The sequence below is a fragment of the Streptomyces sp. NRRL B-24484 genome (genome assembly GCF_000717715.1).
Classification (GTDB): domain Bacteria; phylum Actinomycetota; class Actinomycetes; order Streptomycetales; family Streptomycetaceae; genus Kitasatospora.
The window spans coordinates 105,844-130,187 of record NZ_JOAI01000013.1; the positions used below are offsets into that span (position 1 = coordinate 105,844).

18 protein-coding genes are annotated in these 24,344 nt (G+C 74.0%); 12 read left to right on the forward strand and 6 right to left on the reverse strand.

Annotated features, from left to right (window positions below; all coding sequences use genetic code 11):
* Window positions 1-4 precede the first annotated feature (4 nt).
* Entirely contained in the window at window positions 5-307 is a 303-nt protein-coding gene (locus IE98_RS0114435) for a DUF2530 domain-containing protein (protein ID WP_030268876.1), read from the reverse strand.
* A gap of 262 nt (window positions 308-569) precedes the next feature.
* Between IE98_RS0114435 and IE98_RS0114440 the strand changes: the two genes are divergently transcribed.
* Window positions 570-2,036 carry an NCS2 family permease gene (locus tag IE98_RS0114440; protein ID WP_030268877.1) on the forward strand — a complete coding sequence of 489 codons (1,467 nt, stop codon included), beginning with the start codon at window positions 570-572 and terminating at the stop codon, window positions 2,034-2,036.
* A gap of 361 nt (window positions 2,037-2,397) precedes the next feature.
* Window positions 2,398-4,089, forward strand: a complete 1,692-nt coding sequence (locus IE98_RS0114445; protein ID WP_043174150.1) for a hydrogenase maturation protein — start codon at window positions 2,398-2,400, stop codon at window positions 4,087-4,089.
* A gap of 67 nt (window positions 4,090-4,156) precedes the next feature.
* Here the strand turns inward: IE98_RS0114445 and IE98_RS0114450 are convergent, their stop codons facing one another.
* Window positions 4,157-5,122, reverse strand: coding sequence for an MHYT domain-containing protein (locus tag IE98_RS0114450; RefSeq protein ID WP_063748921.1), 966 nt, complete (start codon window positions 5,120-5,122; stop codon window positions 4,157-4,159).
* Between the two features lie 269 nt (window positions 5,123-5,391).
* On the opposite strand from IE98_RS0114450, the gene IE98_RS0114455 reads away from it, so the two are divergent.
* A complete protein-coding gene (locus tag IE98_RS0114455; RefSeq protein WP_030268881.1) occupies window positions 5,392-5,826 on the forward strand; it encodes a MarR family winged helix-turn-helix transcriptional regulator in 435 nt (144 codons plus the stop codon).
* 153 nt (window positions 5,827-5,979) lie between these two features.
* Complete coding sequence (locus tag IE98_RS0114460; protein WP_106976588.1) at window positions 5,980-7,503, forward strand: MFS transporter; 1,524 nt, start codon at window positions 5,980-5,982, stop codon at window positions 7,501-7,503.
* A gap of 72 nt (window positions 7,504-7,575) precedes the next feature.
* On the opposite strand, the gene IE98_RS0114465 is transcribed toward IE98_RS0114460, so the two are convergent.
* Window positions 7,576-8,091: a GNAT family N-acetyltransferase gene (locus IE98_RS0114465; protein ID WP_030268884.1), complete on the reverse strand. Its 516-nt coding sequence runs from the start codon at window positions 8,089-8,091 to the stop codon at window positions 7,576-7,578.
* 61 nt (window positions 8,092-8,152) lie between these two features.
* Between IE98_RS0114465 and thpR the strand changes: the two genes are divergently transcribed.
* Window positions 8,153-8,746 (forward strand): RNA 2',3'-cyclic phosphodiesterase, encoded by a 594-nt coding sequence (gene thpR, locus IE98_RS0114470; protein ID WP_030268886.1) that lies wholly within the window; start codon window positions 8,153-8,155, stop codon window positions 8,744-8,746.
* Between the two features lie 39 nt (window positions 8,747-8,785).
* Here the strand turns inward: thpR and IE98_RS0114475 are convergent, their stop codons facing one another.
* Window positions 8,786-10,561, reverse strand: coding sequence for a glycoside hydrolase family 35 protein (locus tag IE98_RS0114475; protein WP_030268888.1), 1,776 nt, complete (start codon window positions 10,559-10,561; stop codon window positions 8,786-8,788).
* 132 nt (window positions 10,562-10,693) lie between these two features.
* Between IE98_RS0114475 and IE98_RS0114480 the strand changes: the two genes are divergently transcribed.
* Window positions 10,694-11,548 carry an AraC family transcriptional regulator gene (locus tag IE98_RS0114480; protein WP_052390511.1) on the forward strand — a complete coding sequence of 285 codons (855 nt, stop codon included), beginning with the start codon at window positions 10,694-10,696 and terminating at the stop codon, window positions 11,546-11,548.
* 176 nt (window positions 11,549-11,724) lie between these two features.
* On the opposite strand, the gene serC is transcribed toward IE98_RS0114480, so the two are convergent.
* Entirely contained in the window at window positions 11,725-12,843 is a 1,119-nt protein-coding gene (serC, locus tag IE98_RS0114490) for a phosphoserine transaminase (RefSeq protein ID WP_030268891.1), read from the reverse strand.
* 119 nt (window positions 12,844-12,962) lie between these two features.
* Entirely contained in the window at window positions 12,963-14,063 is a 1,101-nt protein-coding gene (locus tag IE98_RS0114495; RefSeq protein ID WP_030268894.1) for a citrate synthase 2, read from the reverse strand.
* Between the two features lie 324 nt (window positions 14,064-14,387).
* Between IE98_RS0114495 and pdxH the strand changes: the two genes are divergently transcribed.
* The 6 genes from pdxH to fxsT all read left to right on the forward strand — a co-directional run bounded on the left by pdxH (window position 14,388) and on the right by fxsT (window position 24,304).
* Entirely contained in the window at window positions 14,388-15,089 is a 702-nt protein-coding gene (gene pdxH, locus IE98_RS0114500; RefSeq protein WP_420706186.1) for a pyridoxamine 5'-phosphate oxidase, read from the forward strand.
* A 233-nt stretch (window positions 15,090-15,322) separates the two neighbouring features.
* Entirely contained in the window at window positions 15,323-15,505 is a 183-nt protein-coding gene (fxsA, locus tag IE98_RS0114505) for an FxSxx-COOH cyclophane-containing RiPP peptide (RefSeq protein WP_030268897.1), read from the forward strand.
* A gap of 6 nt (window positions 15,506-15,511) precedes the next feature.
* Complete coding sequence (locus IE98_RS0114510; protein ID WP_234443538.1) at window positions 15,512-17,917, forward strand: FxsB family cyclophane-forming radical SAM/SPASM peptide maturase; 2,406 nt, start codon at window positions 15,512-15,514, stop codon at window positions 17,915-17,917.
* 29 nt (window positions 17,918-17,946) lie between these two features.
* Window positions 17,947-18,855: an aminoglycoside N(3)-acetyltransferase gene (locus IE98_RS0114515; RefSeq protein WP_052390512.1), complete on the forward strand. Its 909-nt coding sequence runs from the start codon at window positions 17,947-17,949 to the stop codon at window positions 18,853-18,855.
* 92 nt (window positions 18,856-18,947) lie between these two features.
* On the forward strand, window positions 18,948-20,294 hold the full coding sequence (locus IE98_RS0114520; RefSeq protein WP_052390513.1) for a TIR-like protein FxsC: 1,347 nt from the start codon (window positions 18,948-18,950) through the stop codon (window positions 20,292-20,294).
* Window positions 20,291-24,304, forward strand: coding sequence for an FxSxx-COOH system tetratricopeptide repeat protein (gene fxsT / locus IE98_RS0114525; RefSeq protein ID WP_078661016.1), 4,014 nt, complete (start codon window positions 20,291-20,293; stop codon window positions 24,302-24,304). Before IE98_RS0114520 ends, fxsT begins: the two co-directional genes overlap by 4 nt.
* The last annotated feature ends 40 nt before the right edge of the window (window positions 24,305-24,344 follow it).

Genomic DNA, 24,344 nt, shown 5'->3' on the forward strand with positions numbered 1-24,344 from the left:
GCGGTCAGTCCAGACGAGTGGCGGGCCCGCCGGGGGTGTCGGCGCCCGTCCCGGCCCCGGCTTCGGCGGCCCGGGCGCGGCGGATGGCGTCCCGGCGGGCGCGGCAGTACCAGAGGCCGATCAGCCCGAGCAGGCCGCCCGAGAGGCAGATCCACGGCCAGGTGCCGTGGCCGTGCTGCTCCAGGGTGCCCTTGAAGGGCAGCAGGACGAGGAAGGCGACGAACCACAGCGCCGTGCCGCCGCCGACGATGGCGACGTCGTTGGCCTCCAGCGGCGGGGGCGAGGGGCGCAGCGCGGTCTTGGGCATGGCCCCTAGGGTACGGGGGCGAGGGGTCGCCGGTGCAGGGGCGCCGGGCGTCCGGCGACCGATTCTGCGGGCGGATGGCCGTAAGGGCCTTCTTCTACGCGCGAAGATGGCGTGCGAACGAGCGAAAACTCATACTTGGGCTTCCGGTTGCTGCTACGCGCGTCATTCCGCCCGCGGGCAGACCGCCGCTGGACCTGGTCAGTGCCGACCCGGGCCCGCCGTCACCACCCCCGTCCGTGCCCCCACCCGACGAGGACCCCGCATGTCTCCGCAGGCCCAGTCGACGTCCGCGCTCGACGCACCCTCCGCGCCCCCCGCCGCACCGCAGCCCCCCACCGGTGCCCTCGACCGCTTCTTCCGGATCACCGAGCGCGGCTCCACGCTGCCCCGGGAGATCCGCGGCGGCGTCGCCACCTTCTTCACCATGGCCTACATCCTGGTGCTGAACCCGATCATCCTGGCCAACGCCACGGACATGACCGGCGCGCACCTCGGCAGCGGGCAGCTGGTCACCGCCACCGCGCTCACCGCCGGCCTGACCACCCTGCTGATGGGCGTCATCGGCAACGTGCCGATCGCGCTCGCGGCCGGCCTCGGCGTCAACAGCATCGTCGCCCTCCAGCTGGCCCCGCGGATGACCTGGGCCGAGGCGATGGGCATGGTCGTGCTGGCCGGCTTCGCGATCCTGCTGCTGGTCGCCACCGGCCTGCGCGAGCGCGTGATGAACGCCGTGCCGCTCGGCCTGCGCAAGGCCATCGCGATCGGCATCGGCCTGTTCATCGCCCTGATCGGCCTGGTCGACGCGGGCTTCGTCACCCGCATCCCGGACGCCGCGCACACCACCGTGCCGCTGCAGCTCGGCGGCAGCGGCCACCTGCTCGGCTGGCCGGTGCTGGTCTTCGTGCTCGGCCTGCTGCTCACCCTGGTGCTGCTGGTCCGCAAGGTGCCCGGCGCGATCCTGATCGGCATCGTCGCCGCCACCGTCGTCGCCCTGGTGATCGAGCAGGTCGTCGGCCTCGGGCAGGGCTGGGGCCTGACCGTCCCGACCTGGCCGGGCAGCCCGGTGGCCGCCCCCGACTTCGGCCTGATCGGCGAGGTCGACCTGGTCGGCGGCTTCCACCACGCCGGCGCGCTCACCGGTGTGCTGTTCGTCTTCACCGTGCTGATGTCCTGCTTCTTCGACGCGATGGGCACCATCCTCGGCGTCGCCGACGAGGCGCACCTGCTCGACGAGAAGGGCGACCTGCCGGGCATCAACAAGATCCTGCTGGTGGACGGCATCGCCACCGCGGCCGGCGGCGCCACCTCCTGCTCCGCCAACACCTGCTACGTCGAGTCCACCGCGGGCGTCGGCGAGGGCGCCCGGACGGGCTTCGCCTCGGTCGTCACCGGCGTGCTGTTCCTGCTCGCGCTGTTCCTGACCCCCGTGGCCACCATGGTCCCGGCGCAGGCCGCCACCCCGGCGCTGGTCGCGGTCGGCTTCCTGATCCTGGCCAACTCGATCAAGGAGATCGACTGGGCCGACCACACGATCGCGATCCCGGCCTTCCTGACCATCGTCCTGATGCCGTTCACCTACTCGATCACCAACGGCCTCGGCATGGGCTTCATCACCTTCTGCGTGCTGCGCCTGGCGGCCGGCCGCGGCCGCGAGGTGCCCGCGGCGATGTACGCGGTGTCCGCGGTCTTCGCCTTCTACTACCTGATGCCGGCGCTCGGCCTGCTCTGACCGCCGCCGCCGTACGGGCCCTCCCTCCGACTCCGGAGGGAGGGCCCGCGGCGTTCCCGGGCGGGGGAGCGGACCGGCGCGCGGAGGGGGCGTACGGGTGGCGATCCGGCGCCGATTCGACGGAGGGGTCGGCCGTTCCGGGCAGGTGTTGTGCAGGGGCCGCCCACCCGTCCCGATCTGGTGACTTGCGTGTGCATGACCATGTTTGGATGGCCCGACCCCGACCGGCGGCGGCCCGTCCGGCCCACCCCGGGGCCCGGATCCGGTGACGCCGGCAGCGCTTCCGGGTAGGCATCTGCGGCATCCGGAGCCGCCCGGTCGGGACACCCCCACCACCGTGACATGTCGTCGGAGGGCCACCTTGCGCATCCTGCTGGTCGCCAGCGCGTTCAACAGCCTCACCCAGCGTGTCCACACCGAGCTGCGCGACCGCGGCCACACCGTGGCCGTCGAACTCGCCCTCGGTGACGGGCCCGTCCGCGCCGCCGTCGGCCGGTTCGAGCCCGACCTCGTCCTCGCGCCCATGCTCACCCGGGCCGTTCCGGAGGACGTCTGGCGCCGCCTCCCTGTCCTGATCGTCCACCCCGGCCCCAAGGGCGACCGCGGGCCGTCCTCCCTCGACTGGGCCATCCACGAGGGCGCCGAGGAGTGGGGCGTGACCGTCCTGCAGGCCGTCGCCGAGATGGACGCCGGGCCGATCTGGGCGTCCGTCCCCTTCACCCTTCCGGCCTGCGGCAAGAGCGAGGCGTACCGCACCGAGGTGGCGGACGCGGCCGTGGAGGCCGTGCTGCTCGCCGTCGAGCGCTACGGGAGCGGCTGGTTCGAACCCGAGCCGCTCGACTACGCCCGCTGGGACGTCCGCGGGACGCCGCGGCCGTACCACGCCCAGGAGTACCGGCGGATCGACTGGGCCGCCGACGACACCGCCACCGTGCTGCGCAAGCTGCGCTCCGGCGACTCCCAGCCCGGCGTGCTCGACGAGCTGTACGGCCGCGAGCACTTCCTGCACGGCGGGTACCCGGAGGACCTGCTGCGCGGCGCCCCCGGCGCCGTCCTCGCCACCCGCGAGGGCGCGATCTGCCGGGCCACCGCCGACGGCGCCGTCTGGATCCCGCAGCTGCGCCCGCGCCGCACCCCCGGCGGCCCGGCCACCTTCAAGCTGCCCGCCGCACAGGTGCTCGACGGCCTCCTCGACGGGGTGCCCGAGGCACCCGTCACCCCCTACGACGCCGCCCGCCGCCGCACCTGGTCCGAGCTGCGCTACCGCGAGGAGGCCGGGGTCGGGTACCTGGAGTTCGCCTTCCCCGGCGGGGCGATGAGCACCGGGCAGTGCCGCCGGCTGCTCGCCGCCTACCGGGAGGCCTGTGCCCGGCCCACCTCGGTGCTGGTGCTCGGCCCGGCCCGGGACTTCTACTCCAACGGCATCCACCTCAACACCATCGAGGCCGCCGCCGACCCCGCCGAGGAGTCCTGGCGGAACATCAACGCCATGGACGACCTGGTCGAGGCGATCCTCACCACCACCGACAAGCTCACCGTCTCGGCCCTGGCCGGCAACGCGGCGGCCGGCGGCCTGATGCTCGCCGTCGCCGCGGACGAGGTCTGGTGCCGCGCCTCCGCCGTGCTCAACCCGCACTACCGGCTGATGGGCCTGTACGGCTCCGAGTACTGGACGTACACGCTGCCCCGCCGGGTCGGCGAGGAGGCGGCCCGCCGGCTCACCACCGCCGCGCTGCCGGTCGGTACCCCGGAGGCCGAGGCGCTCGGACTGGTCGACCGGGTGCGCCGCGGCAGCGCCGCCGAGTTCCGCCGCTGGGTCGAGCGGGAGGCCGCCGCGCTCGCCGGCTCGCCCGAGCTGGGCGCCCGGCTGTTGGACAAGAAGCGCCGACGGGCGGCCGACGAGGCCGCCAGGCCGCTCTCCGCGTACCGCGCCGAGGAGCTCGCCCGGATGCGGCGCAACTTCACCGCCCCCGACGAGCCGTACCACCGGCTGCGCCGCGACTTCGTGCACAAGGTCTGCCCGACCGCGACCCCGGAGCACCTGCGCGGCTGACCCGGCGACGGCCGGGGGCCGGCCCGCCTCCGTGGCGGACCGGCCCCCGGCCGTTCGTGCTGCGCCCTCAGTACTGCGGATGCCCGTCGGCCTGCGGACCCGACCAGGCGGGCACCACCCGGCCGCTCACCGGCGCGGACGGCGCCGGGCGGGCCCGGCGGCCGCCCCGGGCACTCTGCCCGGCGCCCGGGGCGAACAGGTCCGGCCCGGTGTCACCGCCCTGCAGCGGCCACTGCGGCCAGTCGTCCGGGGCGCGCCGCGCGGCGGCGGGACGGGGCGGCAGCGGTGCGGCCGGCCCGGTCACCACCGGGCGGTGCTTGCTCGGCGCCACCGCGAAGGCCAGCGCGCTGATGAAGACGTACGTGCCGAAGCCGACCGCGAGCGGGAAGACGAACTGCAGCGCGACCGGGCCGGGCGGGGCGTGCCCGGTGTCCGAGAGCCGGACGGAGACCGCCAGCATGCCGGTGTAGTGCATGGCGCACACGGCCACGCCCATCACCGGGGAGGCGGCCAGCACCGCCCCGGTGCCCCGGATGTTGAGCGCCGCCCAGAGCGCCGCCGTGGCGGCGAGGACGGCGATGCCGATCGAGGCGCCGACCAGCACGGGGTCGTAGGTGATCCGGCCGGGCAGCCGCATCGCGGCCATGCCCAGATAGTGCATGGCGGCCACGCCGAGCCCGGTGGCGACGCCGCCGACCAGCAGGGCGCTGCGGCGGTGGGTGCTCTGGCCCACCGTGAAGATGCCGATGCCGACGAAGCCGATGGCGACCAGCAGGCTGACCAGGGTCAGCGGGACGTTGTAGTGGATCTCGGCACCGCTGACGGCGAAGCCGAGCATGGCGACGAAGTGCATGCTCCAGATGCCGCCGCCGAGGGAGATCGTGCCGAGCAGCAGCCAGTTGCGCCGCGAGCGCCCTTCGGTGACGAGGGCCCAGCGGGTGCTGCGCAGCGCCACCAGGGCGCCGAGACATGCGACGAGGTACGAGAACGCCGGTGTCACCCAGCCGTAGACAGCGTGGTGGATGTGACCCAAGAGGACTCCCGGGGCGGAGTAGGGGTGCACAGTGCCGGCGTGCTGTGTTCCTGACAAGCCCGAACCCTAGCGACCCGCTCCGCTCGTGGGCAACGCCGGGAGATTCGGTGAACTCGCAGGTCAGTAGCGGTACTTCACGTTTGGCCCAAGATGTTGTCACCGGAGGTCGACACGATGTCCCGCCGGTCTCCGCACCGCGGCGGGTGCAGCGCCGGGGTGCCCGTCAAAAGGATTTTCCTTAGCGAGAGTAATGACATAGGCTAAGGACCATGCCCGAGATGTCCGAGGACGATCTCGCAGCCGTCAGCCAGCTGCGGTCGTCCACGATGCGCCTTGCCCGTCGGCTGAGACACCAACGTGTCGAGGAGTCGTTGAGCCCCACCGAGATGGGGGTCCTCGGCACCCTGGCGCGCTGCGGCAAGGCGACCCCCGGCGAGCTCGCCCGGCGCGAGCACGTCCAGCCGCCGTCCATGACGCGGATCATCGCGATGCTGGAGGAGAAGGGGCTGGTGCGGCGCGAGCCGCACCCGGACGACCGCCGCCAGGTGGTCGTCAGCAGCACCGAGCAGGCCGAGGCGATCCTCGCGGAGAGCCGTTGGCGACGGAACGCCTGGCTGGCCGAACTGGCCGAAGGGCTGAGCGAGGAGGAGTGGGCGCTGATCCGCGCAGCGGCACCGGCCCTCTACCGACTCGCCCACCTCTGACGGGGCGCGCCCCGACCTGACGGGCGCACCCCGACCGGCACGACGTCTCACGGCAACCGAACGAAGGAGCACCGCATCACCGCAGGACACATCCGAGAGAACAGCCGCGCGGCGACGAACCTGCCCGTCGCCGCGCCCCGAGGGGAGACCACCTTGACACCGCCGGCCGCAGCCAGCGCCGCCGCCACCCGCACCGACTATCTCGCCGCAGACCCCGCAGCCGACCGCGCTGCCACCGCCGAGAGCCAGGCGCCCGCCCCCGTGGGCCTGCCCGGCACCGGCGACGACGACCCCGACGAACGCCCCGCGGCGGCCACCACCGCCGCATCCGCCCCTGCCACCGCCAGAGCGGGGGACGGCCCCACCGGGGCCCGCTTCACCCGGCCCGGGGGGATGTTCTCCTCCCTCCGGATCCGCAACTACCGGTACTACTTCGCCGGCCAGGTCGTCTCCAACACCGGCACCTGGATGCAGCGCATCGCCCAGGACTGGCTGGTGCTGAGCCTCACCGGCAGCCCCTTCGCGGTCGGCGTGACCACCGCCATGCAGTTCCTGCCGATGCTGCTGCTGGGCCTGTGGGGCGGCGTGCTCGCCGACCGGCTGCCCAAGCGCCGGCTGCTGCTCGCCACCCAGGGCGTGATGGGCCTGCTCGCCGCCGGACTGGCCGTGCTCACCGTCACCGGCGCCGTCACGGCCGGCTACGTGTACGTCTTCGCGCTGCTGCTCGGCCTGGTCACCGTGGTCGACAACCCGACCCGGCAGGCCTTCGTCAGCGAGATGGTGCCCGCCAAGGACCTCGCCAACGCGGTCAGCCTGAACGCCGCCAACTTCCAGACCGCCCGCCTGGTCGGCCCGGCCGTCGCCGGCCTGCTGATCGCCGCGGTCGGCAGCGGCTGGGCCTTCGCGGTCAACGCGCTGTCCTTCGCCGCCGTGCTCGGCGGCCTGCTCGCCATGCGCGAGAGCGAGCTGCGCCCCTCCGCCCCGGTCGCCCGGCAGCGCGGCCAGCTGCGCGAGGGCCTGCGCTACGTCCGCGAGCGGCCCGAGCTGCTGTGGCCGATGGTGCTGGCCGGGTTCATCGGCACCTTCGGCTTCAACTTCCCGACCCTGCTCTCCGGCTTCGCCTACGACACCTTCCACGTCGGCGCCGGCGAGTACGGCCTGCTGAACACCGCGATGGCGGTCGGCTCGCTGGCCGGCGCCCTGCTGGCCGCCCGCCGCGGCGCCCCCAGGCTGCGCAGGCTGGTCGGCGCGGCGGTCGTCTTCGGCACGCTGGAGGTGCTGGCCGCGTTCGCCCCCGGTTACTGGACCTTCGCCGCGCTGCTCACCCTGATCGGCGTCTTCGGGCTGACCTTCAACACCTCGGTCAACGCGGCGCTCCAGCTGGGCACCGACCCCGCCGTGCGCGGCCGGGTGATGGGCCTGCTGGTGCTGGTCTTCACCGGCGGCACCCCGATCGGCGCCCCGCTGGTCGGCTGGGTCACCGCCGCGTACGGGCCCCGGCTCGGCCTGCTCGCCTGCGGCCTGGTGTCGGCGGCCGCCGCGGGCGTGATCGCCGTGGTGCTGGCCCGCGCGGCCGACCTGAAGGTCCGCGTCGACCTGCACCGCGGTGCGGGCCGCCGGGTGGTCGCGGTGGTGCCGCGCACCCTGCCCAAGAAGGACCTGGCCACCGCCTGCTGACCGCGGGCCCGGCCGGCCCCGCCCACCGCGGGCGGGGCCGGCCGATCGGGCCGGTGCCGGACCGGGTCGGTGTCAGACCCGGACCGCCAGGATCTGCCCCGGCCACGGCCCGCTCGGCTGGGCCACCTCGAAGGGCTCGGTGGGGGTGAAGCCGAGCCGCTCGTAGTGGGCGACCAGCTTGCGGTCGTCCCCCGCGTAGCAGTCCAGCCGCAGCAGGCCGATGCCGCGCCGCCGGGTCTCCTCCACCGCGTCGGCGACCAGTGCGGCGCCCACCCCCGAACCGGTCCGCTCCCGGTCGGTGACCAGCAGCTGCAGGTACAGCTCCCGCTCGCCGGCCGGCGGGGCGTACTCCGGCGCCTCCTCGGACAGCATGCAGATGCCCGCGGTGCGGCCCTCCTCGTCCTCCGCCACGCGCACCGTGAACTCGCGGGCGTAGCGGTGGATCCGCTCCACCGACGAGGGCCGGCTCGTCCACGGCCGGTCGCCCCACTGGCCGGTGCGGCCGCGGGCGGCCAGCCAGACGACGGCGGCGTCGAGCAGGGCGAGGGTGGTGGCCGCGTCCTCCGGGCCTCCGGTTCTGATCTTCATACGGATCGTTCTAGCCGGGGGATCCGCCCGGCGGAAGGGGCCCGGCGGGGAAGATGGGCCCATGAGGCTCTTTGTGGCGGTCAACCCGCCGAGCGAGGCGGTGCAGGAACTGGTGGACGCCGCGGCCGGCCTCCGCGAGCGACCAGGGGCGGACCGGCTGCGCTGGAGCGGCGTCGACGGCTGGCACCTCACCCTGGCCTTCCTGGGGGAGGTCCCCGTCACCGAGGTACCGGCCCTGGAGGGCGTGCTCGCCCGGACGGCCGGGGAGCACGGGACACACCGGCTGAGGTTCGCCGGCGGCGGCACCTTCGGCGACCGGGTGCTCTGGGCCGGTGTGGACGGCGAGGTGTGGGCGCTGCGGCGGCTCGCCGAGGCCGTCCGCGGGGCGGTCGGCGAGGTCGGCGTCGAGACCGACCAGTACGGCTTCCACCCGCACCTCACGCTGGCCCGCGCGGGGTCGAGCCGGGGGCGGCGCCGGGCGGAGCAGCGGGTGGCCGCGGCCGAGCTGCAGCACCTCGCGGCGGAGCTGGACGGCTTCCGCGGGCTGGAGTGGGAGGCGGGCGAGTTCCACCTCGTCCTGAGCGAAACCGGCTTCGGCCCCTCCCACTACCGCACCCTCTCCACCTGGCCCCTCGCCCACTGGCGGGCGGAGTAGTCCGGCGGTACGGACTCGGGGGCGTGCGGGTCGTCCGATTCAGCCCAGGTCGGGGGCCGGGTGGAGTTCGATCTTGCGGGGGTGGGCGTCGCCGAGTTCGAGGAGGGTGAGCTCGTTGCGGCCGGGGCGGAGGAGGGGCTGCGGGCAGTAGAGCGTGGTCTGCGGGCCCCGGGCGTCGTAGCGGCCCAGCAGGAACCCGTTGACCCACAGGTAGCCGCGGACGCCGCCCGGCACCGCGAGGAAGGCGTCCCCGTCGGCCGTCAGGTCGAGCACGCCCCGGAGGAGGCGCTCCGCCCCGCCCGTCCCGTCCTCCGGCTCGGGCCCGAAGTCCGCGGCTGGCAGCGGGTCGAGCCGCAGCGGTTCGGCCCGCCACCCGTGCAGGTACTGCCGTTCGTGCCGGAGGCCGTCCACGCCCTTGGTCTCGCCCACCAGCGGCCCGTAGTTGACCCGCCCGAGCGACTCCGCCAGGAGTTCGAGCACGGCCCCGCCCGGCACCGCGAGCTCCGGCTGCGCGACGCCGCGCTCCAGGTCGGCCGTCCGGACCCCGTCGACCCGCAGCACCGCCCGGTCCCGCAGCCCCTCCACGGTGAGCGGCAGGTCCGGCCGCCCGTCCGGCACCCGGACGGTGTAGCGGACCAGCCCGTGCTCCAGCCCGAGTTCCTCGAACCGCGGCGGCACCGGCGCGTGGACCGCCGGCCCGAACGGCAGCGCGGCCGATTCGGTGAGGGCGACCGCCGGGGCCTCCAGGACCGGCGGCAGCTCGGGCAGCGCAGGCTCCCGGTCGTCCAGGAACCGCGCCTCCTCCGGGTGCGCCGCGGCGAACCCGGCGAGCACCTCGCGGAAGAGCGCGAACTTCTCCGTCGGTGCGCCCCGCTCGTCCAGCGGGGCGTCGTAGTCGTAGGAGGTGGTCACCGGCTGGTACGGCGAGTGCGTCCACCCGGTGGAGTTGAACGGCGGGTCGGCGTGGTTGGCGCCCGCGCCGGTGCCGAAGTTGGTGCCGCCGTGCGCCATGTAGAGGTTGACCGAGGCACCGGCGGCGAGGATCCGCCGCAGGGTGTCGGCGGCGTCCCGGGCGTCGCGGGTGTGGTGCGGCCGGCCCCAGTGATCGAACCAGCCGTTCCAGAACTCCATGCAGAACGGCGGGTCCTCGGGCCGGTGCCGGCGCAGCGCCGCGAAGCCCTCCTCGGGGGCGGAGCCGAAGTTGACGGTGGCGAGCACTCCGGGCAGCGTCCCGCCGGTGAGCATGTGGTCCTCCGGCCCGTCGGAGGTGAACAGCGGGACGGTCACCCCGCGCCGCGGCAGGCCGTCCGCGAGGTGCCGCAGGTAGGTGGTGTCGCTGCCGAAGGAGCCGTACTCGTTCTCGACCTGCACCATCAGCACGTTCCCGCCCCGGTCGACCTGCCGGGCGACCACGGCCGGCATCAGCTCGTCGAGGAAGGCGTCCACGGCCGCCAGGTACTCCGGGTCGGCCGTCCGCACCCGCCGCCCCACCCGCGCGGTCAGCCAGCCGGGCAGTCCGCCGTTGTCCCACTCCGCGCAGATGTACGGGCCCGGCCGGACGATCGCCCACAGCCCCTGCCGGGCCGCCTCGTCGAGGAAGGCACCGAGCTCCGCCGTCCGCTCGTACCGGCCCGGCGCCGGCTCGTGCAGGTTCCAGGCCACGTACGTCTCGACCGTGTTCAGCCCCATCGCGCGGACGGCGGCCAGCCGCGCGGGCCACTGCTCGGGGCGGGTGCGGAAGTAGTGCACGGCACCGGACAGGATGCGCAGCGGGCGCCCGTCCAGCCGGAAACCCGCGGAGTCGTAGGTCAACATGCCCCCAGCCTGCCCGGGTGCCGGAGCCGCGGCCATGGACAAACCCCGGGCGGGTGTTGGACTGTCGTCCCCGGCGGCCGTCCTGATCAGCGTCCGAAGGTCGTCCCGACCCGTCGTCCCCGGAGGTGGGCCGTGCAGCGCTGGTGGCACTACCTGACGCCCGGTCCGGCCCAGCTGGCCACCGGGCTCGCCTGCCTGGGCGTCGGCATGCAGCGCGGCCGGCTGCCCGTGGTCGGGCCGCGCACCCTGGACCGCTGGGTGGCCGTGGTCGTCACCGCCGGCCGCGGCTGGTACGCGGCGCCGGACGGCTCCCGCCGCACGGTGGCCGCCCCCGCGGTGGTCTGGCTGCGCCCCGGCGTGCCGCACCACTACGCACCGGACGCCGACGGCTGGTCCGAGTCCTTCGTGGACTTCACCGGCCCCGCCCTGGCCGGCTACGCCGGACTCGGCCTGCTGCCGGACGAGGAGGTGGTGCCGCTGCTCGCCGCCGACCGCGCCCAGCGGGTGATCGCCCGGATCGCCGGCGCCTGCCGCCGCGGCGGTCCGCTGGTGGACCCCGAGGCCGCCGCCGCGGTGCACGAGCTGCTGGTCGAGCTGCACCGCCAGCGGGCCGACCTCGACCCGCGCGGCGGCACCGTGCTGGAGGCCCTGCGCAGGGACGCCTTCCTGCCGCTGCCGGTCGCCGAGCACGCCCGCCGGGCCGGGCTGACGGTGGCCGGGCTGCGCCGGGCCGTCCGCGCGGTGGGCGAGACCGGGCCGAAGGAGTACCTGATGGCGGTGCGGCTCAGCGAGGCCAAGCTGCTGCTCGCCGCGGGGGAGCTGCCGGTGGCGGCGGTGGCCCGCCGGGTGGGCTACGAGGACCCGGCGTACTTCACCCGGCTGTTCACCCGCCGGGTCGGCGTCGCCCCCTCGGTCTTCCGGGAGCGCGAGCAGCGGGGGGAGCTCCCGCCGCGGGGCAGTGCCGGGGCCGGGGCGGCGACCGACTAACCTCGAAGCGTGGACCCGAAGACTCGCATGCGGATCGTGACCGGCGCGCTGGTGCTGCTGCTCGTGGTGGTGGTCGTCAGCTCGCTCGTGGGCAAGTGACCGGAGCCGGGCCCGCCCGGCACCGGACGGCGAAGGGCCACCGCCCGGAGGCGGTGGCCCTTCGCCGTCCGCGGACGTCAGAGCTGGTCGACCACGTAGTCGATGCAGGCGGTGAGCGCCTGGACGTCCGACGGCTCCACGGCCGGGAACATCGCGATCCGCAGCTGGTTGCGGCCCAGCTTGCGGTAGGGCTCGGTGTCGACGATGCCGTTGGCGCGCAGCGCCTTGGCGATCGCGGCGGCGTCGATCGAGTCGTCGAAGTCGATGGTGCCGACGACCTGCGAGCGCTCCTCGGCCTTGGCGACGAACGGCTGCGCGAAGGAGGACTTCTCGGCCCAGGAGTACAGGATCGAGGAGGACTCCGCGGTGCGGGCCACCGCCCAGTCCAGGCCGCCGTTGCCGTTCAGCCACTCCAGCTGCTCGGCGAGCAGGAAGAGCGTGCTGATCGCCGGGGTGTTGTAGGTCTGGTCCTTCGACGAGTTGTCGATCGCCGTCGGCAGGTCGAAGAACGGCGGGATGTAGCGGCCGGAGCCGGCGATCTCGGCGGCGCGCTCCAGCGCGGCCGGCGAGAAGGTGGCCAGCCACAGGCCGCCCTCGCTGGCGAAGGACTTCTGCGGGGCGAAGTAGTAGACGTCGGTCTCGGCGATGTCGACCGGCAGGCCGCCGGCGCCCGAGGTGGCGTCGACCAGGACCAGCGAGCCGGCGTCCGCGCCCTCGGGGCGGCGGATCGGCATGGCGACACCGGTGGAGGTCTCGTTGTGGGTCAGCGCGTAGACGTCCACGCCCGCCTCGGCGACCGGCAGCGGGTGGGTGCCCGGCTCGGTCTTGATCACCGACGGCTCGGACAGCCACGGGGCCGCCTTCACGGAGGAGGCGAACTTGGACGAGAACTCGCCGAAGTTCAGGTGCTGGGACTTCTCGCGCACCAGACCGAAGGCGGCGATGTCCCAGAAGGCGGTCGAGCCGCCGTTGCCGAGCACCACCTGGTAGCCCTCGGGGAGCGAGAACAGGCTGCTCACACCCTCGCGGACGCGCTTGACCACGTTCTTGACCGGGGCCTGGCGGTGGGAGGTACCCAGCAGGGAGGTTCCGGTGGCGGCGAGGGCACTCAGGGCCTCGGGGCGCACCTTGGACGGGCCGCAGCCGAAACGGCCGTCTGCGGGCTTGATGTCAGCGGGGATCTGGATCTGGGCCACGGCGGCAGCCTACTGCCCCGGACGGTGGTACGGGGGCGGACGTCCGCCCGCTGAGATGTGGTCACCGCACGTTCGGGGCGGGCCCGGGCACGCCCGGACCCGCCCCGACGAGCGAAGCGTCAGTGCGCGATCGAGTCGTAGCCCTCGACCTCGCGCGGGCTGCGCGGGCCCGGGCCGATGTAGCGCGCGGAGGGGCGCACGAGGCGACCCGTGCGCTTCTGCTCCAGGATGTGCGCCGACCAGCCGGCGGTACGGGCGCAGGTGAACATCGAGGTGAACATGTGCGCCGGGACCTCGGCGAAGTCCAGCATGATCGCGGCCCAGAACTCCACGTTGGTGGCGAGCACGCGGTCGGGGCGGCGGTTGTGCAGCTCCTCCAGCGCGGCCTTCTCCAGCGCCTCGGCGATCTCGAAGCGCGGGGCGCCGAGCTCCTTGGCGGTGCGGCGCAGCACGCGGGCGCGCGGGTCCTCGGCGCGGTACACGCGGTGGCCGAAGCCCATCAGGCGCTCGCCCTTGTCCAGCGCCTTCTTGACGTAGCCGGCCGCGTCGCCGGTGCGCTCGATCTCCTCGATCATGCCGAGCACGCGGGACGGGGCGCCGCCGTGCAGCGGGCCGGACATCGCGCCGACCGCACCGGAGAGCGCGGCCGCGACGTCGGCGCCGGTGGAGGCGATGACGCGGGCGGTGAAGGTGGAGGCGTTCATGCCGTGCTCGGCGGCGGACGTCCAGTAGGCGTCGACGGCCTTGACGTGGCGCGGGTCCGGCTCGCCGCGCCAGCGGATCATGAACCGCTCGACGACCGTCTCGGCCTTGTCGATCTCGCGCTGCGGCACCATCGGCAGGCCCTGGCCGCGGGCGGACTGGGCGACGTACGACAGCGCCATGACCGCGGCCCGGGCGAGGTCGTCGCGGGCCTGGTCGGCGGAGATGTCGAGCAGCGGCTTGAGGCCCCAGACCGGGGCGAGCATGGCGAGGGCGGACTGCACGTCCACCCGGATGTCGCCGGAGTGCACCGGGATCGGGAACGGCTCGGCCGCGGGCAGGCCGGGGTTGAACTTGCCGTCGACCAGCAGACCCCAGACGTGGCCGAAGGAGACGTGGCCCACCAGGTCGTCGATGTCCACGCCGCGGTAGCGCAGGGCGCCGCCCTCACGGTCGGGTTCGGCGATCTCGCTCTCGAAGGCGACGACACCTTCGAGCCCGGGTACGAAGTCGGACATCAGACGGCTCCTTCAGTGATCCGATCCGGCGCGCCGCGGCGAGTGGTGCGGCGTGCCGGGTGATCGTGGGTGGTTGGCACTCGGTGTCAGCCTGGCAGGCACGGCGTGCATTGCGCCATACACCACGACGGTGATGTTTCCCCCAAGCGACGCCCGACCGCGCAGGCGTCCGGCGTCATCGGCGGACACCCGGGAGAAAACCGGTCCATAGCGGACGGTTCCCGGGGCGGCCACCGCCCGAGCGGTGGCGTGACACCTTAACTCCCCCCGGGGTTTGCCGGGACGTAGCAGCCCGCAGCGCTTGTCGTACGGGATGATGTTGCCGTGCCTACCGCGGAACGACCCCCGACTGCCCTGACCACGCCGGCCGACCCCCGGCCGGGCCCGGACCTCGCCGTCATGCGCAAGCACTACCAGCACGAGGGCCTGGCCGAGGGCGACGTGGCCGCCGACCCGGTGACCCAGTTCACCAAGTGGTTCCACGAGGCGGACGAGGCGGGCGTCGTCGAGCCGAACGCCATGGTGCTCTCCACCGCGGACGCGGCCGGCCGGCCCAGCTCGCGCACCGTGCTGCTCAAGGGGTACGACCTCCGCGGATTCGTCTTCTACACCAACTACGGCTCCCGCAAGGGCGGCGAACTCGCTGTCAACCCGCAGGCCGCCCTGCTCTTCCCGTGGATCGAGCTGGCCCGCCAGGTGATCGTCTGCGGCCGCGTCGAGAAGGTCGGCCGGGACGAGACCGCGGCCTACTTCCGCACCCGGCCGCACGGCTCCCAGCTCGGCGCCTGGGCCAGCGAGCAGTCCAGCCCGGTCGCCGGCCGCGAGGTCCTGGAACAGCGCTACGCCGACCTCGCCGCCCGCTACCCCGAGGGCGAGGGCGTCCCCGTGCCCCCGTTCTGGGGCGGCTACCGGGTCGTCCCGGAGAGCGTGGAGTTCTGGCAGGGCCGCGAGAACCGCCTCCACGACCGCCTGGTCTTCGTCGCGGAGGGTGACGAGGGCTGGCGCGTCGAGCGACTGTGCCCCTGATCGAGCATCCTGTCGCGCCGGACTCATCCGAACGGTTCGGTATACCCGATTCGGAGCAAGAGGAAACCCTGATAGCGCGTCAAACTCGTTCTGATTGGGCATAATGTCCCCGGGGCCACGGGCCCGGGGCCGGACGGGAGCATTGACCGTACCGTACCGGAGCGGTGCCATTTCGGGTCTCGCCTTGCCGTACTCCCCATTGGCGCTTTGATCTCGCAGAATCGAGACTTCCCATGGTCGCTGCACTCGCCACCCGGCCTGTCGACGACGCGTCCGCCGAGGAAGCCGTCACACGGCCTTCCCTTGCCGCGCTCGCCGCTCTGGGATCGGACGAACTGACCGCGCAGCTGCACCGCGCGCTGCCCGGCGCGGACGCCGGCCAGGTGGCCGTGGCCGCCTTCAACTCGTCCATCTGACCGGGCGTGGCAGCGTCCGGCAGCCCGCACGACGCGGCTGCCGCGCCGGTGGTGCCGTTCTCGCAGTTCGTGGTGAAGGTGCACAGTCGCTGCGACCTGGCCTGTGACCACTGCTACGTCTACGAGCACGCCGACACCAGCTGGCGGGGGAAACCGAAGGCCGTCACGGGGGAGGTCCTCGCCCGGACGGCCGACCGGATCGCCGACCACGTCCGCGCCCACTCCCTGCCCGCCGTGCACGTCGTGCTGCACGGCGGGGAACCCCTGCTGGCCGGCCCGGCACTGCTGCGCCGGGCCGCCGAGGAACTGCACCGGGCCCTGCCCGACGGCTGCGCCCTCGACCTGCGGATCCACACCAACGCGGTGCTGCTGAGCCCCGCGTTCCTCGACCTCTTCGCCGAGTACGGGATCAAGGTCGGGGTTTCCCTGGACGGCGACCCGGTCTCGAACGACAGGCACCGCCGCTTCGCCGACGGCCGCTCCAGCCACGCCAAGGTCCTGAAGGCCCTGGACCTGCTGCGCCGCCCCGAGTACCGGCACCTCTACGCCGGACTGCTCTGCACGATCGACGTCGAGAACGACCCGATCGCCGTGTACGAGGCGCTCCTCGCCGAGGCGCCGCCGCGGATCGACTTCCTGCTCCCGCACGCCACCTGGGACACGCCGCCGCCCCGGCCCGAGCACCTCGGCACGCACCCCTACGCCGACTGGCTGCTGGCGATCCACGAACGGTGGAGCGCCGACGGCCGCCCGGTGCCGGTGCGGATCTTCGACTCGGTCCACCGCACCCTTCGCGGCCGCTCCAGTCTCACCGAGTCCCTCGGCCTCGACCCCGCCGACCTCGTGGTGATCGACACCGACGGCGGCTTCGAGCAGGCGGACAGCCTCAAGACCGCCTACGACGGCGCCCCGGCCACCGGGTTCACCGTCTTCGAGCACAGCCTCGACCGGGTCGCCGACCACCCCGGCATGCGCGAACGACAGTCCGGCCTGGCCGGGCTGGCCGAGCAGTGCCGCGGCTGCCCCGTCGTCCGCTCCTGCGGCGGCGGGCTCTACGCACACCGCTGGCGCACCGGCGGCAGCGGTTTCGCCAATCCCTCGGTCTTCTGCGGAGACCTGATGCACCTGATCACCACCGTCCGCGACCGCATCGGCCCGGCCACCTCCGTGCCCGCCCAGGCCGCACCCGTCGAATCCGATCTGACGGAGGAGCAGTTCGACCGGCTGGCCCGGGGCCACGGCGACCGCGCCACCGTCGAAGCCCTCGCCGCCGCCCAACTCGGCCTCACCCGGCGCATGGTGGCCGCCCTCGCGGACGGCCGCCCGGACGCCTGGCAGCTGCTCGCCGAGCTGGACGGCCGCGCCCCGCACGCCCTGGACGCCGTCCTCGCCCACCCCTACGCCCGGGCCTGGGCGGCCCGCTGCCTGCGCGGCGAACGCGGCGCCGACCTCGGTGGCCTGGCCGAACTCGCCGCCGCCGCGGCACTGCGTGCACGCGTCGACGTCGACCTGCCGGTCCCCGTCCGCGACGGCGCCGTGCACCTGCCCACCCTCGGCCGGCTCCTGGTCGGCGGCGCCGGCGAGGCCCGCCTCACCGCCACCGCCGAGGGCTTCGCCGTCCGCGGCGTGACGGTCGGGTGGGACACCCCGGCCGGCACCGCCTGGCAGCCCGTCCGCCGGGTCGCCCTGCCCGGCTGGACGGTCGCCCTGGAGGACACCGACCCGCAGCGCGACAGCCACCAGTGGCCCGCCGCGGACCGGCTCCCCGAGGACGAGCTGCTCGCCTGGACGGGCGCCCTGCGCGAGGCCTGGGAACTCATCGGCCGCGACCTGCCGGGGCACGCGCCCGGGCTCGCCGCGGGCCTGTCCACCGTCACCCCGCTGCGGCCCGGCCCGCCCGGCCGGGACGTCAGCGCCGCCGCCCGGCAGGCCTTCGGCGCCGTCGGCATCGCCCGGCCCGCCACCGCGCCGATCCTCGCGCTGCTGCTGGTGCACGAGTTCCAGCACGTCAAGCTGGGGGCGGTGCTCGACCGGCACGAGCTGTACGACCCGGCGGACGACCGGCTGTACCACGCCCCCTGGCGGCCCGACCCGCGTCCGCTGGAGGGACTGCTCCAGGGCACCTACGCGCACCTCGCGGTGACCGAGTTCTGGGCGGGCCGGGTGCGCGCCTACGACGGCCTGCCCGGTGCCGCCGCCGAGCACGCCCGGCTGCAGCTGGCCCGCTGGCGGGCGCACACCGCCACCGCGGTGGAGGACCTCGCGGGCTCCGGCTCGCTGACCCCGCTCGGCGACCGCCTGGTGGCCGGCATGCGCGCCGCGGTGACCCCGTGGCTGTCCGTGCCGGTCGGGGCCGTCGCCGAGACCGCCGTCCGCGCCGAGACCGCCGCACCGCCCACCGCAGTCCGCTGAGACCGCCGCAGCCAGGAGGGACCCCCGCCGTGTCCACCACCGTCGCCGAACCGGGCACGCCGGCACCGCCGACCCTCCCCGTGGCGGGCGGCCCCCCGGTGGTCGAGCGGGTCGAACGGCCGGCCCGCACGCCGCAGCGCGACCCCTGGACGGTCGGCGACCTGACCCGCCAGCTCCGGGCGATGGGCCTGGGCCGGGGGGACACCGTCCTGGTGCAGTCCTCGCTGCGGCGGCTCGGCGAGCTCGCCGGCGGCGCCGCCACCCTGCTGGACGCGCTGCTGGAGACCGTCGGTCCGGACAACGGCACGGTGGTCGTCTACACCGCCTCGCCGGAGAACAGCGACACCTCCCGGCTGGCCCGCGAGCTGACCGCCGGCATGACGCTGGAGGAGGAGGCGGCGCACAAGCGGTCGATGCCCCCCTACGACCGGGCGGCCACCCGCACCTCGCCGGTGCTCGGCTGGTTCCCCGAGCACGTCCGCGCGCACGAGAAGGCGGTGCGCAGCGCCCATCCGCAGACCTCGTTCACGGCCGTCGGCGGCCGGGCGGCCGAACTCATGGCCGGGCACCGGCTGGAGAGCCACCTCGGCCCGCACTCGCCCGCCCAGAAGCTGTACGACGACCCGGACGCCCGTGCGCTGCTGATCGGCCTGCCGGTGTGGTGCTGCACCGCCTTCCACCTCGCCGAGTACCAGCTGCCGCACCCGCCCTCGCAGGTCTACGGCTGCGTGGTGCCCGACCCGGACGGCGGGAGCCACTGGGAGCACTTCAACGCCGTCAAGCTGGTCGACGAGCACTTCATGCCGATGGGCCCGGTGCTGGAGAAGACCGTCGCCGGGCTCGTCAGCGGGCCCCTGGGCGATGCGGCGTGCTGGCTCGTGCCCGTTCGCGCCGGTGTCGATGCGGCGCGCAACTACATCGAAACGTGCGCCCGTTGACACGTTCACGCGCTGTTCCGCCGGGGAAGGTCACCTTCCTAGACTGATCCCGTTCGGGGGTCGAGGTGCGGACGGTCTCGGGGGAGGCGCGTGTGAACAGCCCGGGGGGATGGGGGAAGGACGCCTCGCGGCCGTACTTCTTCCTCAGCTACGCGCACACCCCGCGTGCCACCGGCAAGGCCGGCGACCCCAACCACTGGGTGGCCAAGCTCTACGACGACCTCTGCGAGGCCATCACCGAGCTGACCGACGTCCCCGAGGGCATCCCGGTCGGCTTCATGGACCAGTCCATGCACCAGGGGCAGTTCTGGGCCGAACGCCTCTCCCGCGAACTCGCCGCCTGCCGGGTCTTCGTCCCCCTCTACTCGCCGCGCTACTTCAAGAGCCACGCCTGCGGCCAGGAGTGGCACATCTTCAGCCAGCGCCCGGTCTACCAGCGCTGGCAGGACGGCGAGGTGACGAGCGGCATCGTCCCGGTGCTCTGGGTCGCCATGGACCACTACACGCTGCCCCGCTGCGCCAGTGAACTCCAGTTCAACCACGGGAGTTTCGGGCCCGACTACGCCGCCGAGGGCCTGTACGCGCTGATGAAGCTCACCGCGTACCGCTCCCAGTACGAACTCGCCGTCCACCGGCTCGCGCAGCGGATCGTCGAGGTCGCCGAGCGCACCATCATCCCGATCTCCCGGTCCGCCGCTTTCGAGGACCAGCCGAGTGCCTTCTCCGGCACCGAACCGCCCGGCAACACCCTGCGGATCTCGGTGTACTCCTACCGCCGGGGAGAACAACCGCCCGGCCGCAGCCCCGAGTTCTACGGCGCGCGGCGCACCGACTGGCAGCCGTACCGTCCGGAGTCCCGCCGCCCGCTCGCCGACGACGCCGTGGACGTCGCCCGCAGCATGGGGTTCCAGGCCTCCGTCCACGAGTTCGAGACCGAGGCCACCGCACTGCTCGGCGGCGCCGAGCCGACCTCGCCGGGCATCGTCCTGATCGACCGCTGGGCCCTCTACGACGGCCGCCGGCGCGACACCGTCCGCCGGCTCGACCAGCGCAATCCGGCCTGGATCACCACCCTCGAACCGTGGAACACCCAGGACGAGGAGAGCACCGCGCAGGACGAGGAGCTCACCCGTCTCAGCGACGACGTGCTGCGCTCCGCCCGGGCCCGGCGGCCCACCCTCCGCGGCGGCGGCTCCGGCGTGCCCGGCAGCCTGGAGGCCTTCCGCGGCGAGATGGAGTGGGCGGTGATCCGCGCCAACCAGGGCTTCGAACGCCGGGACGGGCCGAAGACCCAGCACCTGCCGGCCCCGCGCAGACCCAGCCTGCGGGGCGACTTCGACACCGGGCAGCGGACCCGCACCGTGCCGCTCGACGCACCAGTGGACGACGAGGACGGCGGAGGCACCGGAAGGGCCGCGCCGGGGGGAGGACAGCCATGAGCAACAGCCAGACCTGGCCCGCCGCGGCGGTCCGCCGCACCGGGCCCGAACCGGTCGCCGACACCCGCTCCGACGAGGACCGGCAGGGCCGGATCGTCACCTTCTACTCGTACAAGGGCGGCACCGGCCGCACCATGGCGCTGGCGAACACCGCCTGGATCCTTGCGGCGAACGGGTTCCGGGTGCTGACCGTCGACTGGGACCTGGAGGCACCCGGCCTCGGCCGGTTCTTCCACCCCTTCCTCAACCAGGCCGCCGTCGACGGCACCACCGGCATGATGGACCTCTTCGCCGACTACTACGACGAGGCCCGCCGCCCCGTCGAACGCGCCGTCGACTGGCACGAGGACTTCGCCCGGATCCACCCGCACGCCATCTCGCTCTCCTGGCGCTTCCCCGGCACCGGCGGCCTCGACTACGTGCCGGCCGGCCAGGTCAACCGGGACTACTCCGCCAACCGGATCGACTGGGACGACTTCTACGAGCGCTACGACGGCCAGCGGTTCCTGCAGTCGCTGCGCCAGGACATGAAGCACCACTACGACTACGTCCTGATCGACAGCCGCACCGGCCTCACCGACACCGCCGACATCTGCACCGTCGAGATGCCCGACGACCTGGTCGTCTGCTTCACCCTCAGCGACCAGAGCATCGACGGCGCCGCCCGGATCGCGCACACCGTCGACGGCCGGTACGCCGACCGCGGGATCCGCATCCTGCCGGTGCCGATGCGCATCGACGAGAACGAGAAGGAGAAGGCCGACGCCGGCCGGGCGCACGCCCGGATCCGCTTCTCCGGCCTCCCCGTCGGCCTCGCCGAGCCCGAACTCGCCCAGTACTGGGCCTCCGTGGAGATCCCGTACCGGCCGTTCTACTCCTACGAGGAGATCCTCGCCCCGTTCGGCGACGCGCCGGGCCAGCCCGCCTCGCTGCTCTCCGCCTGCGAGCGGCTCACCGCCGTGCTCACCCGGGACCGGGTCACCGCGCTGCCGCCGATGGACGAGCTCGAACGGCTCCGCAACCTCGACTCGTTCATCCGGCGCAGGCCCACCGCCCCCGCCGACCTCTACCTCAGCTTCGTGCCCGAGGACCGCGTCTGGGCCGACTGGATCGCCTCCGTACTCTCCGACGCGGGCTTCCGGGTGGTCTCCCGCGACCTCGGCGTCGGCGCCGACCCGCGCTCCTCCACCGAACAGGGCATCGACGCCGCCTACCGCACCGTCGCGGTGCTCTCCTCCGCGTACCTCGTCTCGCCGCAGGCCCAGGCCCTGTGGGAACGCGCCGTCGGCGGGGACCCGGCCGGCACCCGCCGCCAGGTCATCCCCGTCCGCGTCGGCGACGTCCGGCTCACCGCGCCGTTCAACAACCGCAACCCCGTCGACCTGGTCGGCCGCGACGAGACACAGGCCGCCGTCACCCTGCTCCGCGCCCTCGGGCACACCGACCCCGCACCGGTCGAGCGCAGCCCCGGCAGCCCGCGCTTCCCCGGCACCCGGCCCACCTACTGGTCGGTGCCGCAGCGCAACCCGTCCTTCACCGGCCGCGCCAAGGTCCTGGACGACCTGCGCGAGCAGCTGGTCGGCGGCCCGACCGCGGTGCTGCCCACCCCGCAGACCCTGTACGGCCTCGGCGGCGTCGGCAAGACCCAGGTCGCCCTGGAGTACGCCCACCGCTTCATGTCCCACTACGACCTGGTCTGGTGGATCGACGCCGAGCAGGCCGAGTCCGTCGTCCTCTCGCTCGCCGAACTCGCCGACAGACTGGGCCTGCGCGTCGGCGAGAGCGTCAACGAGGCGGCCGAGTCCGCCCGCGAGGCGCTGCGCCGCGGCGCCCCCACCTCCCGCTGGCTGCTGATCTTCGACAACGCCGACGAGCCCTCCGAGGTCCGCCGGTACTTCCCCGGCGGCTCCGGCCACATCCTCATCACCTCGCGCAACCAGGGCTGGTCCGGCCAGGCCGGGGTGCTCGGCGTCGACGTCTTCACCCGCGGCGAGAGCATCGACCACCTGCGCCGCCGGGTCCGCGGGCTCACCCGCCAGGACGCCGACCGGGTCGCCGAGGCCGTCGGCGACCTGCCGCTCGCCGTCGAGGTCGCCGCCGCCTGGCTGGAGACCACCCGAACCCCGGTCGACACCTACGTCGCCCAGCTGCAGGCCGAGGCCACCAAGGCGCTCGCCGCCGGCGAGACGCCCGTCGACTACCCGACCCCGGTCGGCGCCACCTGGAACGTCTCCATCACCCGGCTGCGCGAGCAGTCCCCGGCCGCCGTCCGGCTGCTCCAGCTGTGCGCCTTCTTCGCCCCCGAGCCGATCTCGCTCACGCTCTTCTACAACGAGCAGATGACCCGGGCGCTCGCCCCCTACGACGACGAGCTGACCGACAGCTTCATGCTCGGCAAGGTGATCCAGGCGGTCAGCCGCTACGCGCTCGCCAAGACCGACGCCGCCAGCAACAGCTTCCAGGTGCACCGGCTCGTCCAGGCCGTCGTCCGCAGCGGCATGACGGAGGCCGAACGCCAGGACGCCATGCACGACGTGCACCGCATCCTGGTCAGCGCCCGGCCCTCGCTCGGCGACACCGACGACCCCGGCAACTGGCCGGCCTTCGAGAAGATCTGGCCGCACCTCACCCCCTCGCGCGCCCAGGACTGCGACGAGCGCGAGACCCGCGAACTGCTCATCGACCGCGTCCGCTACCTGTGGAAGCGCGTCGACCTCGACCGCGCGATGACCCTCGCCCGCACCCTCGACGCCACCTGGACGGCCCGCTACGCCACCGAGACCAGCAACGCCGAACGGCGCTTCCTGCGCCGCCAGATGCTCAGCCTCAACTTCCAGCTCGCCAACGTGCTGCGCTCGCAGGGCGCGTACAGCGAGGCGCTGGAGCTCGACCGCGCCACCCTCGCCGGACAGAAGGAACTCCTCGGCGACCACAACGCCTTCACCCTGATGACGGCCGGCTCGCTCGGCGCCGACCTGCGCAACCTCGGCCGGTTCCAGGAGGCGCTGATCCTGGACATCGACACCTACAACCAGTTCCGCGACCTGTTCGGCGACGACAACCCGCGCACCCTGTCGGTGGCCAACAACCTCGCCATCGACCACCGGCTGGTCGGCAACTCCCAGCTCGCCCGCGACCTCGACCAGGAGACCTTCGACCGGCGCGCCGCGGTGCTCGGCCCGCGCCACCCGTACACCCTCTCCAGCAAGTCCAACCTCGCCCGCGACCTGCGCGAGATGGGCGACTACAAGGGCTCCGTCGAACTGCTCCGCGAGGTCACCGAGGTCCTCGACGAGATCCTCCAGCCCGACGCACCGGAGAACCTCCGCAACGCCAAGTCGCTCGCCGTCTCGCTCCGCCGGGCCGGCGAGGGCCGCGAGGCCCGCCGCCTCACCGAGCAGACCTACGAGCGGTACGTCGACCGGTACGGCCCGGACAACGCGGACGCCCTCGCCTGCCGGCTCAACCTCGCCGCCGACCACAGCGCCGCCGGCGACAAGGAGACCGCCCGCGACATCGCCGCCGCCGCCTACGAGGGCTACCGGCGGCTGCACGGCGACCAGCACCCCTTCACCGCCGTCTGCCAGAACAACCTCGCCATCTACCTGCGCGGCAGCGGCGACGTCGCCGGGGCCATCCGGCACAACGAGGAGGCCGTCGCCGGACTCGCCCACTCGCTCGCCCCCGACCACCCGTACACCCTCAACGCCACCATCAACCTCGCCAACGCCTACGCCGACGACCACCAGCTCGGCCGGGCCGAGGAACTCGGCCGCTCCGCCTACGCGGGCCTGCACAACCGCTACGGCCCCGGCCACCCCGACGCCGTGGTCTGCTGGCTCAACCTCGCCATCACCCTGCGCGCCTCCGGGCGCCAGGAGGAGGCCGAGGCCCTGCGCCGGCAGTCGATCACCGCGCTGATCGAGCTCTTCGGGGACGACCACCCGACGATCGTCTCCGCGCGCGGCTGGCAGCGGATCAACCGCGACCTCGAACCGCAGCCGCTCTGACGGACCGGGCCGGCCGTCCCGTCGGCCGGCCCGGCCGGGG

Coding starts and splice junctions, on each gene's coding strand:
- IE98_RS0114435 (WP_030268876.1), bottom strand. CDS start 307: ATGCCCAAGACCGCGCTGCGCCCCTCGCCCCCGCCGCTGGAGGCCAAC.
- IE98_RS0114440 (WP_030268877.1), top strand. CDS start 570: ATGTCTCCGCAGGCCCAGTCGACGTCCGCGCTCGACGCACCCTCCGCG.
- IE98_RS0114455 (WP_030268881.1), top strand. CDS start 5,392: ATGCCCGAGATGTCCGAGGACGATCTCGCAGCCGTCAGCCAGCTGCGG.
- IE98_RS0114465 (WP_030268884.1), bottom strand. CDS start 8,091: ATGAAGATCAGAACCGGAGGCCCGGAGGACGCGGCCACCACCCTCGCC.
- thpR (WP_030268886.1), top strand. CDS start 8,153: ATGAGGCTCTTTGTGGCGGTCAACCCGCCGAGCGAGGCGGTGCAGGAA.
- IE98_RS0114475 (WP_030268888.1), bottom strand. CDS start 10,561: ATGTTGACCTACGACTCCGCGGGTTTCCGGCTGGACGGGCGCCCGCTG.
- IE98_RS0114495 (WP_030268894.1), bottom strand. CDS start 14,063: ATGTCCGACTTCGTACCCGGGCTCGAAGGTGTCGTCGCCTTCGAGAGC.
- fxsA (WP_030268897.1), top strand. CDS start 15,323: ATGGTCGCTGCACTCGCCACCCGGCCTGTCGACGACGCGTCCGCCGAG.
- fxsT (WP_078661016.1), top strand. CDS start 20,291: ATGAGCAACAGCCAGACCTGGCCCGCCGCGGCGGTCCGCCGCACCGGG.